The organism is Pseudomonas sp. s4 (assembly GCF_046764235.1).
In the GTDB taxonomy this organism is placed as follows: Bacteria; Pseudomonadota; Gammaproteobacteria; order Pseudomonadales; family Pseudomonadaceae; genus Aquipseudomonas; species Aquipseudomonas asiatica.
The window spans coordinates 5625656-5640986 of the sequence record NZ_CP177209.1; the positions used below are offsets into that span (position 1 = coordinate 5625656).

12 protein-coding genes and 1 pseudogene are annotated in these 15331 nt (G+C 58.0%); 8 read left to right on the plus strand and 5 right to left on the minus strand.

Going from position 1 to position 15331, the window contains the following annotated elements; translation table 11 throughout:
- Window positions 1-51 precede the first annotated feature (51 nt).
- From ACK56M_RS26090 to ACK56M_RS26110, 5 genes are all read right to left on the minus strand, one after another.
- Window positions 52-768, minus strand: a complete 717-nt coding sequence (locus tag ACK56M_RS26090; RefSeq protein WP_015271986.1) for an ABC transporter ATP-binding protein — start codon at window positions 766-768, stop codon at window positions 52-54.
- Window positions 765-1640 carry an ATP-binding cassette domain-containing protein gene (locus ACK56M_RS26095; protein ID WP_010955466.1) on the minus strand — a complete coding sequence of 292 codons (876 nt, stop codon included), beginning with the start codon at window positions 1638-1640 and terminating at the stop codon, window positions 765-767. The genes ACK56M_RS26090 and ACK56M_RS26095 overlap by 4 nt, the downstream gene beginning before the upstream one ends.
- Complete coding sequence (gene livM, locus ACK56M_RS26100; RefSeq protein WP_015271987.1) at window positions 1637-2938, minus strand: high-affinity branched-chain amino acid ABC transporter permease LivM; 1302 nt, start codon at window positions 2936-2938, stop codon at window positions 1637-1639. The genes ACK56M_RS26095 and livM overlap by 4 nt, the downstream gene beginning before the upstream one ends.
- 2 nt (window positions 2939-2940) lie before the next feature.
- Complete coding sequence (locus ACK56M_RS26105; RefSeq protein ID WP_013974411.1) at window positions 2941-3855, minus strand: ABC transporter permease subunit; 915 nt, start codon at window positions 3853-3855, stop codon at window positions 2941-2943.
- A gap of 156 nt (window positions 3856-4011) precedes the next feature.
- Window positions 4012-5148: a branched-chain amino acid ABC transporter substrate-binding protein gene (locus tag ACK56M_RS26110; RefSeq protein ID WP_015271988.1), complete on the minus strand. Its 1137-nt coding sequence runs from the start codon at window positions 5146-5148 to the stop codon at window positions 4012-4014.
- Between the two features lie 524 nt (window positions 5149-5672).
- On the opposite strand from ACK56M_RS26110, the gene pncB reads away from it, so the two are divergent.
- The 8 genes and pseudogenes from pncB (at window position 5673) to ACK56M_RS26150 (ending at window position 15326) form a co-directional block, all read left to right on the plus strand.
- Entirely contained in the window at window positions 5673-6878 is a 1206-nt protein-coding gene (gene pncB / locus ACK56M_RS26115) for a nicotinate phosphoribosyltransferase (protein ID WP_015271989.1), read from the plus strand.
- Window positions 6879-6881: 3 nt separating this feature from the next.
- Window positions 6882-7406, plus strand: a pseudogene (gene nadE, locus ACK56M_RS26120) (NAD(+) synthase); the annotation flags it as partial.
- Window positions 7407-7526: 120 nt separating this feature from the next.
- On the plus strand, window positions 7527-8789 hold the full coding sequence (locus ACK56M_RS26125; RefSeq protein WP_054572213.1) for a tyrosine-type recombinase/integrase: 1263 nt from the start codon (window positions 7527-7529) through the stop codon (window positions 8787-8789).
- A gap of 276 nt (window positions 8790-9065) precedes the next feature.
- Entirely contained in the window at window positions 9066-11498 is a 2433-nt protein-coding gene (locus tag ACK56M_RS26130; RefSeq protein WP_061202538.1) for a site-specific integrase, read from the plus strand.
- Window positions 11495-11878: a hypothetical protein gene (locus tag ACK56M_RS26135; RefSeq protein ID WP_411959140.1), complete on the plus strand. Its 384-nt coding sequence runs from the start codon at window positions 11495-11497 to the stop codon at window positions 11876-11878. The genes ACK56M_RS26130 and ACK56M_RS26135 overlap by 4 nt, the downstream gene beginning before the upstream one ends.
- A gap of 40 nt (window positions 11879-11918) precedes the next feature.
- Window positions 11919-12899 (plus strand): IS5-like element ISPpu18 family transposase, encoded by a 981-nt coding sequence (locus tag ACK56M_RS26140; protein WP_058178368.1) that lies wholly within the window; start codon window positions 11919-11921, stop codon window positions 12897-12899.
- A 271-nt stretch (window positions 12900-13170) separates the two neighbouring features.
- Window positions 13171-14820, plus strand: coding sequence for a site-specific integrase (locus ACK56M_RS26145; protein ID WP_411959141.1), 1650 nt, complete (start codon window positions 13171-13173; stop codon window positions 14818-14820).
- Entirely contained in the window at window positions 14817-15326 is a 510-nt protein-coding gene (locus ACK56M_RS26150) for a hypothetical protein (protein ID WP_054572116.1), read from the plus strand. Before ACK56M_RS26145 ends, ACK56M_RS26150 begins: the two co-directional genes overlap by 4 nt.
- The last annotated feature ends 5 nt before the right edge of the window (window positions 15327-15331 follow it).

The window sequence follows — 15331 nt, forward strand, 5'->3', positions numbered from 1 at the left end:
TAGGAGCGGCCTTGTGTCGCGATGGGCCGCAAAGCGGCCCCCGAATGCAACTCAATGCCCGCCGAGATAGGCGTTGCGCACTTCTTCGTTGACCAACAGCTCCTGACCCGTCCCGCTCATGCGAATCTGCCCGTTGACCATCACATAAGCCCGGTCCGACAGTTTCAGCGCATGGTTGGCGTTCTGCTCCACCAGGAAGATGGTCATCCCAGTCTTGGCCAATTCACGTAAGGTCGAGAAGATCTGTTTGACCACGATCGGCGCCAGCCCCAGCGATGGCTCGTCCAGCAGCAACAACTTTGGCCGGCTCATCAGCGCGCGGGCAATTGCCAGCATCTGCTGCTCGCCACCAGACATGGTCATGGCCCTCTGGTTACGCCGCTCTTTCAAGCGCGGGAACAGCTCGTACATGCGCTGCATGTCTTCGTCGGCATGCTTGTCACCGATGGGGATGGTACCCATCATCAGGTTCTCCTCGACCGTCATGTCGGGGAACACCCGGCGCCCTTCCGGCGACTGGGCGATGCCGTTGGAGGCAATGTAATGCGACGACTTGCGAGTGATGTCGGTGCCGCGGTACACGATATGCCCCGACGCCGCCCGCGGCTGGCCGAAGATCGACATCAGCAGGGTCGACTTGCCAGCGCCGTTGGCGCCGATCAGGCTGACCGTCTCACCTTCATTGATGTGCATCGAGACTTTCTTCAGCGCCTGGATAGGGCCGTAGAACACGTCCAGGTCCTTCAATTCCAGAATGGGTGCACTCATACCAGTTCCTCTTCATCTGCACCCAGGTAGGCGGCGATCACCGTCGGGTTGTGGCGGATATCCTGCGGCGCGCCTTCGGCAATCACGTTGCCGTGGTCGAGCACCACGATATGATCGGAAATGCTCATGACCATGCCCATGTCGTGTTCGATCAGCACCACGGTAATGTCGTGCTCGTCGCGCAGCACGCGGATCATGCGGCTGAGGGCCTCGGTTTCCTGTGGGTTCAGGCCAGCCGCCGGTTCGTCCAGGCAGATGATCTTCGGCCGCGTGCACATGGCCCGGGCGATTTCCAGGCGGCGCTGCTGGCCGTACGACAACTCGCCAGCCAGGCGGTTGGCGCAATCGACCAGGTCGACCACTTCCAGCCAGTAGAACGCGTGGTCCAGCGCGTCGCTCTCGGCCTTGCGGTAGGCCTTGGTGTTGAGTACCCCGGCCAGCAGGTTGCGGTTGACCCACATGTGCTGCGCCACCAGCAGGTTCTCCACCACCGACATTTCCTTGAACAGGCGAATGTTCTGGAAGGTGCGTGCCAGGCCGGCGCGGTTGACCAGGTGGGTACCGCCGAACATCTTGTAGTACATGCGGTTGGCGAAGCGCGCCGGGGAGACGAAGTCTGCCGCCTGGAAGCGCTCGCCGAGCAGCTGGATGACGTTGGTGTGGCTACCGCGCACGTTCAGCTCGATGCGCCCGCCACTGGCCTTGTAAAACCCGGTCAGGCAGTTGAACACGGTGGTCTTGCCCGCACCGTTGGGGCCGATCAGGGCGAAGATCTGGTTGCGCCGGACCTTCAGGCTGACATCGCTGAGCGCCTTGATGCCGCCAAACTGCATCATCAGGTTGTCGACCGAGAGAATGATATCGTCGCTCATGGCGCCACTCCTTTACGCGGGGTCACACCGGTACGGCTGATGCGGATCAGCCCACGCGGTCGCCAGATCATCATCAGCACCATCAACACACCGAACAGCAGCACGCGGTATTCGGAGAAGCTGCGCAGCAGCTCGGGTGCCACGGTCAGCACGAAGGCGGCGATCACCACGCCTACGGTCGAGCCCATACCACCGAGCACGACGATGGCCAGGATCAGCGCCGACTCGAAGAAGGTGAACGACGACGGGTTGACGAAGCCCTGGTAGGTGGCAAAGAACACCCCGGCCAAACCTGCGGTGGAAGCCCCCAGGGTAAACGCCGAGAGCTTGACCAGTACGTGGTTCAGGCCCATCGAGCGGCAGGCGATCTCGTCTTCGCGTAGCGCTTCCCAGGCACGGCCGACCGGCATGCGGGTCAGGCGATGCTTGATGTAGAGCACTGCAAGCACGACGATAAACAGCACCGCGTAGATGAACACGAACTTGAGGTTGGCGTTGTAATCGAAGCCGAAGAACTCGTGGATCGGTACCCCACCGTCCTTGGCCCTACGGCCGAACTCCAGGCCGAAGAAGGTCGGCGCCGGTGCCGGCATGCCGTTGGGGCCGCCGGTGAACGACAACCAGTTGTTCAGCACCAGGCGGATGATCTCGCCGAAGCCCAGAGTCACGATCGCCAGGTAGTCGCCGTGCATCCGCAACACCGGGAAACCGAGTATGCACCCCGCCAGCGCCGCAGCTATGGCCGCCAGTGGCAGCACGCTCCAGAAGCCCAGGCCAAGGTACTGATAACCCAGCGCCAGGCCATATGCGCCGATGGCATAAAACGCCACATAGCCCAGGTCGAGCAGGCCGGCCAGGCCGACCACGATGTTCAGCCCCAGGCCCAGCAGCACGTAGATCAGGCCGAGGATGACGACGGTCAGCAGGTACTTGTTGGCGAAGATCGGGAAGACAATGGCGATCACCACCAGCGCCGGGATGATATAGCGCAGCCGCGATACGTAGTTCGGCGCGCGCACATGCACTCCCGAGCCACCGCTTTCGAAGCCCTGGAGCATGCGCGAGCCGGCGGCCGTCTGCAGGTACAGGCTGAGCAGGAAGCGCCCCAGCATCACCCCGCCAACCAGCCAGGCCACACGCCGCGGCTCGGCGTTGAAGGTGTAGCCGTCGAGCACCACGCCAACGACAGGACCGAACACGATGAGTGCCAGCAGGCCGGCGACGATGGTCTCCAGCAGGCTGCGTTTGATATCGAAACTTTTGGTTTCAGGAACAGAGGCAGTTTTGGCAATGGACATGTTCACACCTTAGCCACGAGCGGGCGACCCAGCAGGCCTTGTGGGCGGAAGATAAGGATCATCACTAGCAGCGAGAAGCTGAACACGTCCTTGTAGTCGGAGTTGATCAGGCCGGAGAACAGCGACTCGGAAATGCCCAGGATGATCCCGCCGAGCATGGCGCCTGGCAGCGAGCCGATACCGCCGAGCACCGCGGCGGTAAACGCCTTGATGCCGATGATGAAGCCGGCGTAGAAGTCGAAGGTGCCGTAGTTCATGGTGATCAGCACGCCGGCCAGGGCAGCCATAACCGCACCGATGACGAACACGTAGGAAATCACCCGGTCGGTGTTGATGCCCAGGATCGAGGCCATCTTGCGGTCTTGCTGGGTGGCACGGCACATGCGGCCGAGCTTGGTGTACTTGATCACATAGGTGAGCAGGCCCATGCCAACGAAGGCTGCCACCAGGATGAAGATCTTGGTGTAGGTAAGTTGCACGAAGCCGGTGCCCACTTCGACACGCCAGGCGCCTTCCAGCAGGGTTGGCACGCCTTGCTGGCGGGCGCCCTGGCTGATCTGCGCGTAGTTCTGCAGGATCAGCGAGATGCCGATGGCACTGATCAGTGGTGCCAGGCGGGTGGAGTTGCGCAGGGGTTTGTAGGCGATGCGTTCGATGGTGAAGCCGTACACGCCGGTGACGACGATGGTGAACAACAGGGTGCCCAGCATCAACAGGGGGAACGACTCGATACCGAAATAAGCCAGCAATGCCAGGCTGATCGCCGCGAGGTACGCGGAAATCATGTACACCTCGCCGTGCGCGAAGTTGATCATGCCGATGATGCCATAGACCATTGTGTAGCCGATGGCGATCAGGCCATAGACCGACCCGAGGGTCAGGCCGTTGACCAGTTGCTGCAGGAAAATACCATCCATAACGCAATCTCACCTGATTGAGATTGCACGAGCGCCGACCACGGCGGGCCTGGAACAGGCGGCCCTCGCAGCGCAGTACTGTGCAGATCTACGGATAAAGACAGGTACCGCGGGGCTTTGGCCCGGGGGCTGACGCGCCCGGGCCGTGGGCCGTTGTTATTTTTGTTTTTCCAGCTGGTGGTACTTGCCTTGGGCATCCCACTGGTAGACCACGTAGTCGGACACGGTCAGGTCACCCTTCGAGTCCCACTTTTTCTCGCCCATGACGGTCTGCACCGGGTTGGCCTTGAGCCACTTGGCAGCGTCCTCGCCCTTGTTCGACTTGGCGCCGTTGAACGCGGCAGCCAGGGCCTGCAGCGAGGCATAGGCGTACAGGGTGTAGCCTTCAGGTTCGGTACCGGCCTTGCGGAACTCCTCCACTACCGCCTTGCTGTCCGGGAGCAGGCGCGGGTCGGCGCCGAAGGTCATGTACACGCCATCGACGTATTGCGCGCCGCCAGCGGTGGACACCAGTTCGTCGGTGACGATGCCGTCATCGGACATGAACTTGACGTCCTTCAGGCCCTGCTCGCGCAACTGGCGTACCAGCGGGCCGGCTTCCGGGTGCAGGCCGCCGAAGTAGACAACGTCGGCACCGGTGGAACGGATCTTGGTGACCACGGCACTGAAGTCCTTCTCGCCGCGGGTCAGGCCTTCGTACAGCACCGGCTTGACGCCGCGTTTTTCCAGCTGTGCCTTGGTCGCGTCGGCCAGGCCTTGGCCGTAGGTGTCCTTGTCGTGCAGCACCGCGACTTTCTTGCCCTTGAGCACGTCGACGATGTAATCGCCGGCGACGATGCCCTGTTGGTCGTCACGGCCGCACATGCGGAACATGGCGCCCAGACCGCGCTCGGTAACCTGTGGGTTGGTGGAGCCCGGGGTGATGGCGATGACGCCAGCCTCGTCATACACCTCGGAGGCCGGGATGGTGTTGGAAGAACAGAAGTGGCCTACCACGCCAATCACCTTGTCCTGATCGACCAGGCGGTTGGCCACGGCCACGGCCTGTTTCGGCTCGCAGGCGTCATCGCCCTTGACCAGCACGATTTTCTCGCCATTCACGCCACCGGCGGCGTTGATCTTGTCGGCCGCTGCCTGCGCACCTTTCATGTACTGCTCGCCAAACGCTGCGTTAGCCCCGGTCATCGGGCCCGCTACACCGATCTTGACGTCGGCCTGAACATACGAAGAAACACCCAGTGCCGTAGCTACGGCCAGAGCCAGGAAACCTTTCTTGTAAAACGTCTGCGACATGAGGTGGTGCTCCTAGAGTTTTTTTGGTTGGCACTACAACTTCTCAGCCCTGTGCTCAGAGCAAGGGCCGTGCCATAGGTTTTGTCTTCCGGCAAAACACACTGCGCAGGTTGCCTGCAGGCGACCGACGGCCTTTTCTTTATTGAGCGTGCAACCGTCTGCCACGCGGCAGGCGCCACCAGACGTACAGACAAGGAGCAACCGTCGAGTGCCATCATTGCAACCCTGGCAAGTGTTTACGTGCAACCACCCTGTAACAGCGGACGTCACCGAACTGCACACAGCTGGTGCGCGACTGCTACAGGCGGCACCGTTTCAAGGCTAGCTGGTGCACGAAAAAACACCTCTGTTTTGGCAGTTCCGGCCCTATCGCCGGCAAGCCAGCTCCTACAGGAACACTGCAAATTCCGGCCCTGTGGGTTACTTGTGGGCGCTGGCTTGCCGTCGATAAGGCCGTAACAGGCACAACAAGGCCAAAAAGGCTGGCACAATGTCCGCCATTCGCCGCTTCCGGAGCCCCATTGATGAGCGAGAGCGCATTCGCCGAGCGCATCGTGCACAACCTGCTCGACACCGACTTCTACAAACTCACCATGATGCAGGGCGTGCTGCACAACTACCCGGATGCCGACGTCGAATGGGAATTCCGCTGTCGCAACGGCGAGGACCTGCGCCCATACCTCGGCGAGATCCGCAACCAGCTAGAACTGCTCAGCGACCTCACCCTGGATGATGGCCAGCTGGCCTTTCTCGAACGCATCAGCTTTCTCAAACCAGATTTCCTGCGCTTTCTGCGCCTGTTCCGCTTCAACCTGCGCTACGTACGCCTGGGGATAGAAAACGACCAGCTGTTCCTGCGCCTGAAAGGTCCATGGCTGCATGTGATCCTGTTCGAAGTGCCGCTGCTGGCGATCATCAGCGAAGTGCGCAACCGCCACCTGCACCCGCGCATGCGCCTGGCCGAGGCCCGCGACCAGCTATACCGCAAGTTCGACTGGCTGCGCGCGCATGCCAACGAAGATGAACTGGCCGAACTGCAGGTGGCCGACTTCGGCACCCGCCGGCGCTTTTCCAGCCGCGTGCAGGAAGAAGTGGTGCGCGTGCTGCGCGACGATTTCCCGGGCCGCTTCGTCGGTACCAGCAACGTCGACCTGGCATGGAAACTGGATATCAAGCCGCTGGGTACCATGGCTCATGAATGGATCATGGCCCACCAGCAACTCGGCCCGCGACTGATCGACAGCCAGATCGCCGCGCTGGACTGCTGGGTGCGCGAGTACCGCGGCCTGCTCGGTATCGCCCTGACCGACTGCATCACCATGGATGCCTTCCTTGGCGATTTCGACCTGTACTTCGCCAAGCTGTTCGACGGCCTGCGCCACGACTCGGGCGAACCGGTGGCCTGGGCGGAAAAAGCCATTGCCCATTACCAGAAACTGGGTATCGACCCGATGACCAAGACCCTGGTGTTTTCCGACGGTCTCAACCTGACCCGCTCGCTGGAAATCTTCCGAGCCCTGCGCGGTCGCATCAACGTCAGCTTTGGCATCGGCACCAACCTGACTTGTGACATCCCGGGTGTGGCCCCGATGAGCATCGTGCTTAAAATGACCGACTGCAACGGCGCACCGGTAGCCAAGATCTCGGACGAAGCCGCCAAGACCCAATGCCGCGACGAGAACTTCGTCGCCTACATGCGCCATGTATTCAAAGTCCCCAGCAAGGAGTAACCCATGCAAGCGGTTCAGCAAGAGATTGCCCAGGCGCTGAAGGTACAGCCGCCGTTCGCCGACGCCGCCGCGCTCGAGGCCGAAGTCGCCCGGCGCGTGGCGTTCATCAAGGATTGCCTGGCCAACGCCCGGCTCAAGACCCTGGTGCTGGGCATCAGCGGCGGCGTCGACTCACTGACCGCCGCCCTGCTCGCTCAGCGCGCCATCAACGAGCTGCGCGCCGAAACCGGTGACAAGGCCTACACCTTCATCGCCGTACGCCTGCCGTACCAGGTCCAGCATGACGAGCATGACGCCCAGGCGTGCCTGGAAGTGATCAAGGCCGACGAAGTGCACACCGTGGATATCGCCCCGGCAGTACGGGCGCTTGCGGCTGAAGTGGTGGAGTTGAAGAACGGCTCGCCGACGCTGGTGGACTTCGTGGTCGGCAACGTCAAGGCACGCACCCGCATGGTCGCCCAGTACACCATCGCCGGTGCCCGCGCAGGCCTGGTGATCGGCACCGACCACGCCGCCGAGGCAGTGATTTCTACCCCCCTACACTGAACTGCACAATCCGATAGCCCTTAGCTTCACCCCCTCCAGAATCTGAGCCATGAGCCATACTTCCCACCGACCTTCCTGAGTCGATGTGCAGGGCCTCAGAATATGAAAGTGATTGCGGTGCGAGACAGAGATCTTGACCTAAGCAATTCCATCCTTGCCAATGGCAAATACCGAGAACAGTTCCTAGCTCAGCCAGAAGGCAGTGAACCATCCGTGAAGGTAACTGGGTGCGGGCTGATTGATGACGATGAACAGCTCCTCCCTCTGGTGTCCTCCTATCTGTGCCGGAACTACCGGAACGTCTCAAAGGCAGACAAAACCGTTCTGTCCTATGCCAGGCGTATTTCGTACCTACTTCAAGACCAGAAGACCAAACCCGAGTACGAGAACTCCCGCCGAGACGATCTCCTGCTGAGTATCGGGTTAGGTAGCCTAGAGGTGTACTTGGGTCGCCTGGATGGTGCGGGCCTTGCTCCCAAAACGGTGCAAGGCCGAGATGCCGCCTACAACCATTTCTTCAGCCACCATCTGTGCATCAGCCTGAATGGTAAGCCTCCGCTCCGGACTGACAATCCTTATGAGCACGGGCCGATTCGAACAGGTAAGGCGAATATCAAAGCAATCGTTCAGCCATGCAGCATGCTTGAGCTTGAACAGATGATCCTGCATACAAAATCAGAACGTGAGAGGTGCATGCTGCAGCTGATTTACGACTCGGGCATTCGAGAGTCTGAGGTTCCCCGCATAACGCTTCAGCACATTCGCGATGCGCTTGAGTACCAGAAGCTCCAGTACGTTTCCGCTGAGTGCAACATACCGGTGAATGCGGACTACAGCCCCTTGCATGTCCAAGGCAGCAAGGGCAAAAAAAATCAAATAGTCCCAAGGATAACGCTCGTCAGCAGGACGACACTGGAACGCATCGAGAACTACCACAAGACGCCGCTGTACCACCGCTATAGCCAGCGCATCAGAGACCCGAAAGAGACGCCTGCTTTCTTCAACTCACATGGGAAGCCTTACACCACTAAGAGCGTTGAAAAGCTGTTTGAGCGCCTCTCCAAGCGGGCGCGAAAGTCACGCAAGATCACGCGAAAGATCTCAGCACACAAGTTCCGACATGGTTCTGCGTACCTTCTGCTCACAAGCCCTGATCTTGGAGAGGATTATTTCCAGCGCCTGGGAATGCTTTCGATAGGGCATGGCCACTCGTATACCACCACGACTGAGGGGTATGCGCAGATCCCTCATGACATCTACCAAAAGCTCTGCACGCCAGATTCCCTCATCAAAACCAAGTGCGGAGAGATGCACGTTCTACGCGAGAGGACGACCATTCGCATCAAGACCGGAGATAAAAAATGATCCGCCTCGTAAACCCCTCCGGCCCTGCCTCAGATAAAAAAAATTTCGCGAATTGCTTTTGACACATTCCGCCATCTCAGCCACGAAAAATGCCTGATAGGACAAGCGCTTAGCGTTAAGGGTATGCCAGCAGCATACTCTTAACTCATTGATTCATAAGGTTTTTATACATTTCTACGGCTTGACCAACGCACCGTCATGGTATTCATTCTGGTTACCACTCGGGAGGAATCACCACGTCCTTCTGCGTTCACCTGGATCGGGAGCAAGCCTAGAATGAGCACCACTCATCAGCCGCCTGAGGATCAGGCAGACGGTCAATCTCGCAGCGAATCTGAGGCTTCCGACCAAGCCAGGCGTCCCAAGCGGAAAGAGTCCGAAGTCACCGAGGCAATTGAGGCGTGGGCCACGCAGATCAAGAGCAGTCGCCAATCCCTCCTGAACGTGCAGCTCTCGCAGAGAGGAAAGCTGAGCCCAGCCTACACGTATCTCAAGGATGAACTGGAGACAAGCGGCAACACCTTCAACGCGAGGGAAGACATCCTCGACTCGATCATCCAGCGGATGATCGAGGAGCAGATCGTGATCCCCGACCAGCCCTCAATCGCGAATGAGTGGCGCCGGAAGCTTCTCTGCTGGTACGAAGGCCTGACAGAGGCAGAGAAGCAAAACGTCCCAGTATTCGGCAATACCATCTCGTCGAAGGCCAGCTTGTTCCAGGTCGACGGGATGAAAAACCTGAAGTGGGCCCGCTCCAAATTCGTCATCGTTGAGCAGACCTTCCAAGACATCCTCACTGACCTCACGCGGCTTGGCGTCATCAAGGCAGACTACAAAAACTGTAAGGAACGAGAGGTCGAAGCCGAGCTTAAAAAACAGCAGGCCGCGCCAAAGGACTCCCTGACTAAGGCGCTCGCTGAGCTCAGGCTCATCGGACTCTCAAAGTACGAAGACCTGGTGGAGGATCCCAATAGGCCCTTCAGCAAGCTCCTGCACATGTTTGCTGCGGCGTCGCTGAAGTCGAAATCCGCATCCGGCCAGCAGAATTATAGTGATGGTTTCCGACTGGTGACCCTGCATCTGAGTGAGGTTGGCTTCACGGGAAATGAGGATCCTCGGGAGTACGTTACAGCACACTACCTGACGCGTTTCAGGAAGTACCTCACCGATCAAATGGAGGCCAACATACTTACGTCACTCTACTCACAGGGTGTCTTGTCGGCAGTCCGTTCGATGCTCAAGCGAGCAGTGAAGATTCGCGGAATGGGCCTCACATCATTTATTGATGTGGAAGGATTCAACACCGCTCGAGAGACGGATGAATATCGCCCATACCCGAAGTACGCACGAACGGCGATCCAGCAAGCTTGTGACATGGAGCGGCTACAGACTAACGAGCTAGCAAAGGACTATGTACCCTTCCATGGTGGCAGTGATCCGTTGGGTGAGGACGGATACCTTGTGAGAGGTATGGCCACCTTAGAGAACGCTCGCTGGATATTTGAGAACAAGCTCAACGGCAGGATGATTAGCCGGTGGTCGGCTGATCCTGATGACAAATATGAGCAAGCCTTTGTGCGGTTGCTGAAGATCGGCGGGCTAGGAATCGCTGAGACGTATGCCAGCTGGGGTGTTATTTACCATGTTACCTCGAGGATGCTGGCGCCATACATCACACGCCTTGCGCAGGTGACGGGGTTGAACGCGGACTCTCTCAAAAGCTTGGACATCGATGATTTCGTCGAGCGCCACGAGGTGACCCATCGCCCATACCTGCGTTACTGGAAAGTGCGCTCAGGTGGGGGGAAGGTTCTTCATCTCGACATGATGCACGCGGATTGGACATGGTACTCACGGGCACAAAGCATTGAGATCAAGAAGATCTTCGACGAGGTCATCTACCTGACCCACCACATTCGCGAGCGCGCTGAAGGGCCAATCAAAGAGAGGCTGTTCATCTACGAGTCGCAGAAGCAATCCGAATTCCGGAAGGTGAAGTCGTTCGAGGACTCAACTGTCATCAACAATGTGATGAACCAGTTAGCCATGGATCACGACCTCAAAACTGAGGACGGGCAGCCGCTGAATATCTCGGCTTCTCGACTGCGCCCGAGCCTCGTGGCCGACCTCGTAGCGCTAGGCCTATCGGTCAGGGAAATCCAGGTAATACTTGGGCACAAGTCGATACAAGCCACCCAGAGCTATCTCGACAAGCTCGAATTCAACAAAACAGCTCGTGAGGTCAACACCAAAGCGCTCACCCAAATTCACAAAGGCACGATTATTCGCGATAGCCAGCAGGTCAAGCCAACTCCCCCTGCGGCAACCTCATCGCCGATCATCATTCGGACGGGCCTCGTCAGTTGCAAGGATGCGCTTAACCCTCCTGATGAAATTAAAAGGCTGCCGAGCTACAAAAAAGGCAGTAAGTGCTCGCTGCTCAACAAGTGCCTGTCCTGTAGCAACTCCATCATCACTGTGTCGAATCTGCCCGACCTTTTTGCCATGCAGTGGGACTACACCTCGATTATGTCCACAAGCAACGTGGCAGAAACACCCTATGGCGCTGTCATCCGCGAGAACCTTGAGGTACTGGAAAGTATCCTCACGCCGTCTGACCACGGCTTCACAGCGGAGCAACTGGATGAGGCTCGTCGTCTGGCAGAGCACATCATCCCTAGCCCTCTGATTGAGACGGTCTCCCTGTGATCCTCGGGTTCGATAGCCTCATTTACAAAATCAAAGCCGTGCGCGAGCGGTTCTTGGGCTACTTGGGCAACGAGCTCATCGCAGTCACCTCCCACTCCAACGATGGGGTGAACGCACTTGAGCTGCTCGCAGCACTGATGAACCTCCCAGCCAGCAAATTGAGCCTCGTAAAGGATATGCTCTGGGATTTCAACGGTGAGCCTCACGCACTTGCGAGGGACATCCAGGGCGCCAAATCGCGCATCGATTTCGGGGTCTATGAGAGCCTTAACAGCACTATCCTGTTCGAGCTGAAGATGGCCATGCTGTGCGTGCTGGAGATTCCAGGGGCTCTTCACTTCAGTCGAAAATCTAAGGAAGGTCTGAAAAAGACTTCCTGAATCTGGTGAAATACGCCGATCCCGCCAGCCGAGTTTTTCCATGAAGCAGATGACCTTCGCCGACGCCGAGTACGCCGGCAAGCGCAAGCAGACCCGTAAGGAATTGTTCCTGATCGAGATGGATCAGGTGGTGCCGTGGAAGGGATTGATTGCCCTGATCGAGCCACACTACCCAAAGGGTGAAGGTGGTCGTCCAGCCTATCCGCTGATGGCCATGTTACGTATCCATCTGATGCAGAACTGGTTCGGCTACAGCGACCCGGCCATGGAAGAAGCGCTCTACGAGACGACCATCCTGCGTCAGTTCGCCGGGCTGAGCCTCGAGCGTATTCCCGACGAAACCACCATCCTCAAGTTCCGTCGCTTGCTGGAGAAACATGAGCTGGCAGCCGGCATCCTCGGCGTAATCAATGGCTACCTGGGGGATCGCGGCCTGTCGCTGCGCCAGGGCACTATCGTCGATGCCACACTGATCCACGCGCCCAGCTCGACCAAGAACCAGGACGGCAAGCGCGACCCGGAAATGCACCAGAGCAAGAAAGGGAACCAGTATTACTTTGGCATGAAGGCGCACATCGGCGTGGATGATGAGTCGGGGCTGGTACACAGCGTGGTAGGCACGGCAGCCAACGTGGCGGATATCACCCAGGTCGAAAAACTGCTGCACGGTGACGAGAACGTCGTCTGCGCCGATGCCGGCTACACCGGCGTCGAAAAGCGCCCCGAACATGCTGGCCGCGAAGTGATCTGGCAGGTCGCAGCACGCCGCAGCACCTACAAGAAGCTCGATAAACGCAGCGCCCTGTACAAAGCCAAGCGCAAGATCGAGAAGGCCAAGGCACAAGTGCGAGCGAAGGTCGAGCACCCGTTTCGAGTGATCAAGCGCCAGTTCGGTTACGTGAAGGTGCGCTTCCGTGGCCTGGCCAAGAACACCGCTCAGCTGGTGACGCTGTTCGCGCTGTCGAACCTATGGATGGCGCGCCGACATTTGCTGACTACCGCAGGAAAGGTGCACCTGTAATGCGGAAAATGGCTGCTGCGAGGTGCTCGCGGCGGCCAAAAACGGAGAACTGAGCGGGTTACCTGGTCGAATTTGATCGACGGCCCGCTTTCAAAAGCAGCGAGGGCTGAAGTCGACCGGAAATACAGGGCTACTTCAGACCTTCCCTAAGAGCCGCAAACCTCACTCAGTCTTGGACATGTTCAAATCCGTGATTCCGTTTATCGATCAAATGTGTGCTCGTAAGCGAGCGGAACATGGGGATCACTTCTTCGAAAGATCGCACTTCAGCTTGGCCGACTTCACCGAACAAGACTATCGGGCGGGGGCTGAACACTTTGACCGAGCCTTCAGGGGGCCAACCCTTCAAGGTTTCCAGGTATTACGATCTCACTTCCTGGTCGAAAACCTATTTTCTAAGCCTTTGGCCTATGTGGATCTGGAGGCCTTGAAGTGGAAGTACAACAGCTTTACCAACAAAAAAAACCGCACCAGAAAAAAATGGTTCAGTAATCATATTTTCGAAAAGTGCTCCCGTGAGGGCTCGTTCGCCGTTGTCGATTTCCTCAGAGCGCTGAAGGAAGACATCTGCGATCAGTACACGCTGAGCCGGCTCGATTTGGCTGAATATCAGAAGGCCAGGAGCGCCAATATCACGCGGAGAAATTACGACATCTACGTTGCATACCGGATGACCTCAAGGGGCTACACGGGCCTCCAGATCAAGCCCTTCCTCTACAAGCTGGAGCCTGAATACTGGTCACCCCAAAACCCTGGGATGCTGAAGGACAAGGAAGCGCTGTGTAAATTGACACGAGCTCCAATGGACAACGAGCTGTATGAGTACCTCACCCACATCAACAACAGCGCCTGCTACATCATTGGTCAGTACACTGGAATGAGGCCATCAGAGCTAGCCGGTTGTCTGGTTGATAGCTGCCTGACAGTTGATGAATTCGGGCACGACCTCATCATCAGCGGTGTCATCAAACATCAGGAAGTCCTCAGGAAGCTTTTCGATGACAAGTGGGTTGCGATCCCAATCGTCAAGGATGCAGTCCAAGTGCTGCGGATCCTGAACCGGTTCAAGCAGAACCCCTACCTGTTCGCCAACATGAACACCGTGAAGCCAGGCATGCAACATGAGGCCAACTCGTTGAGCGGGTCTGGGTTAACCCATCAACTCTGTACTTTCTTGGCCAACACCGTGACCTTCGACGAACTCGAAGAGCTGGATGTATCGCCCTACACACTGAGGCACTCACTCTCCAACCAGATGTTCAGGGCTGCTGTAGGACTGCCGTTCATTTCCTACCAGCTTAAGCACTTTGGTCACCATGCCAGTACCATCGGCCAAGATAGGCGTCACAACCGGGTCGGCACCGTTACGATTGACTACGGCGGCATCGGTGAAGCCCTAAGTTCAGGTGGTGGCTCAGATGCCCCCGGTCGAAGGGATGCCGAGAAGGAGTTCATCATGAATTCCTTAGACCCCGACGGGGGTTATGCCGGCGACAATGCACCCGCGCACCGTGCTCGGCTCAAGAAATACTTCAGGGGCTATCTCGAGGCAGGCTATTCGAACGACGAAATTTTTGAGCGGATGGTTGAGCTTAATTTCGCGGTCATCAACGTCGGTCAAGGATATTGCTACGGCAATGCGACGGATCTGGATGATCCGTCCATTCCCTGCATCGGCTCACTGCGGTGCAACCCCAACCGGTGCCAGAACGCGGTGGTGACAGAGGCCAATGCACCCAAGTGGCAAGAGATCTATGTTCAAAACACCCTGGCGCTCAGGCGCTACGAAACGGATCCGGCTGCGGCCTTTGCAGAACTGAGAGATCTGGATGACGTTGCCTTGTCCATCGAGCAAATGAAGCTCGTGATAGCCGAGGCCAAAGGCGTGCTCACGCAACTCGGCATTGAGGTATCTGTGTGAGTACAGCCGCCTATGACGCCAAGAATGAGGAGAACTTCGAGGCTGTTACGTTGGCGCTTGATGCTGCACTGAAGAAAATGGAAAAAGACTCTTCAATCTCGGCCAACGCAACCCAGTTGGCCAAGCTGGCTGGAGTACATCGGAACACCATCTACCATCGCGTCTGGCCGCTTGAGCGTCTGCAAGAAATCAAGGCCGAGCGTGCTCAGCAAAAAAACGACGAGGCAGCCGCGAAAGCTCAGACGCGCACACCTGAGGAGTTGCTGGAGCTCAGCAGGGTTGAGATCGTCTATTGGTTCACCCAGGTTCAAGACGCTCGAGCTGCCAACACCGAATTGCTCAACAACCTCAGGGAGACGGAGAAGGCTCGCGATATGTACATGGACGATCATCAGGAAGCCCTGAGGGTCATCAATCAAATGCGAGTCAACATCCGCAAGCTGGAGCACACAATCGTGGTTCTCCAGGATGAGATTCAGCAGCTGCAAGGCCGAATGGGTGGATAGGAGAT

Coding starts and splice junctions, on each gene's coding strand:
- ACK56M_RS26090 (WP_015271986.1), bottom strand. CDS start 768: ATGAGTGCACCCATTCTGGAATTGAAGGACCTGGACGTGTTCTACGGC.
- ACK56M_RS26095 (WP_010955466.1), bottom strand. CDS start 1,640: ATGAGCGACGATATCATTCTCTCGGTCGACAACCTGATGATGCAGTTT.
- livM (WP_015271987.1), bottom strand. CDS start 2,938: ATGTCCATTGCCAAAACTGCCTCTGTTCCTGAAACCAAAAGTTTCGAT.
- ACK56M_RS26105 (WP_013974411.1), bottom strand. CDS start 3,855: ATGGATGGTATTTTCCTGCAGCAACTGGTCAACGGCCTGACCCTCGGG.
- ACK56M_RS26110 (WP_015271988.1), bottom strand. CDS start 5,148: ATGTCGCAGACGTTTTACAAGAAAGGTTTCCTGGCTCTGGCCGTAGCT.
- pncB (WP_015271989.1), top strand. CDS start 5,673: ATGAGCGAGAGCGCATTCGCCGAGCGCATCGTGCACAACCTGCTCGAC.
- ACK56M_RS26125 (WP_054572213.1), top strand. CDS start 7,527: ATGAAAGTGATTGCGGTGCGAGACAGAGATCTTGACCTAAGCAATTCC.
- ACK56M_RS26130 (WP_061202538.1), top strand. CDS start 9,066: ATGAGCACCACTCATCAGCCGCCTGAGGATCAGGCAGACGGTCAATCT.
- ACK56M_RS26140 (WP_058178368.1), top strand. CDS start 11,919: ATGAAGCAGATGACCTTCGCCGACGCCGAGTACGCCGGCAAGCGCAAG.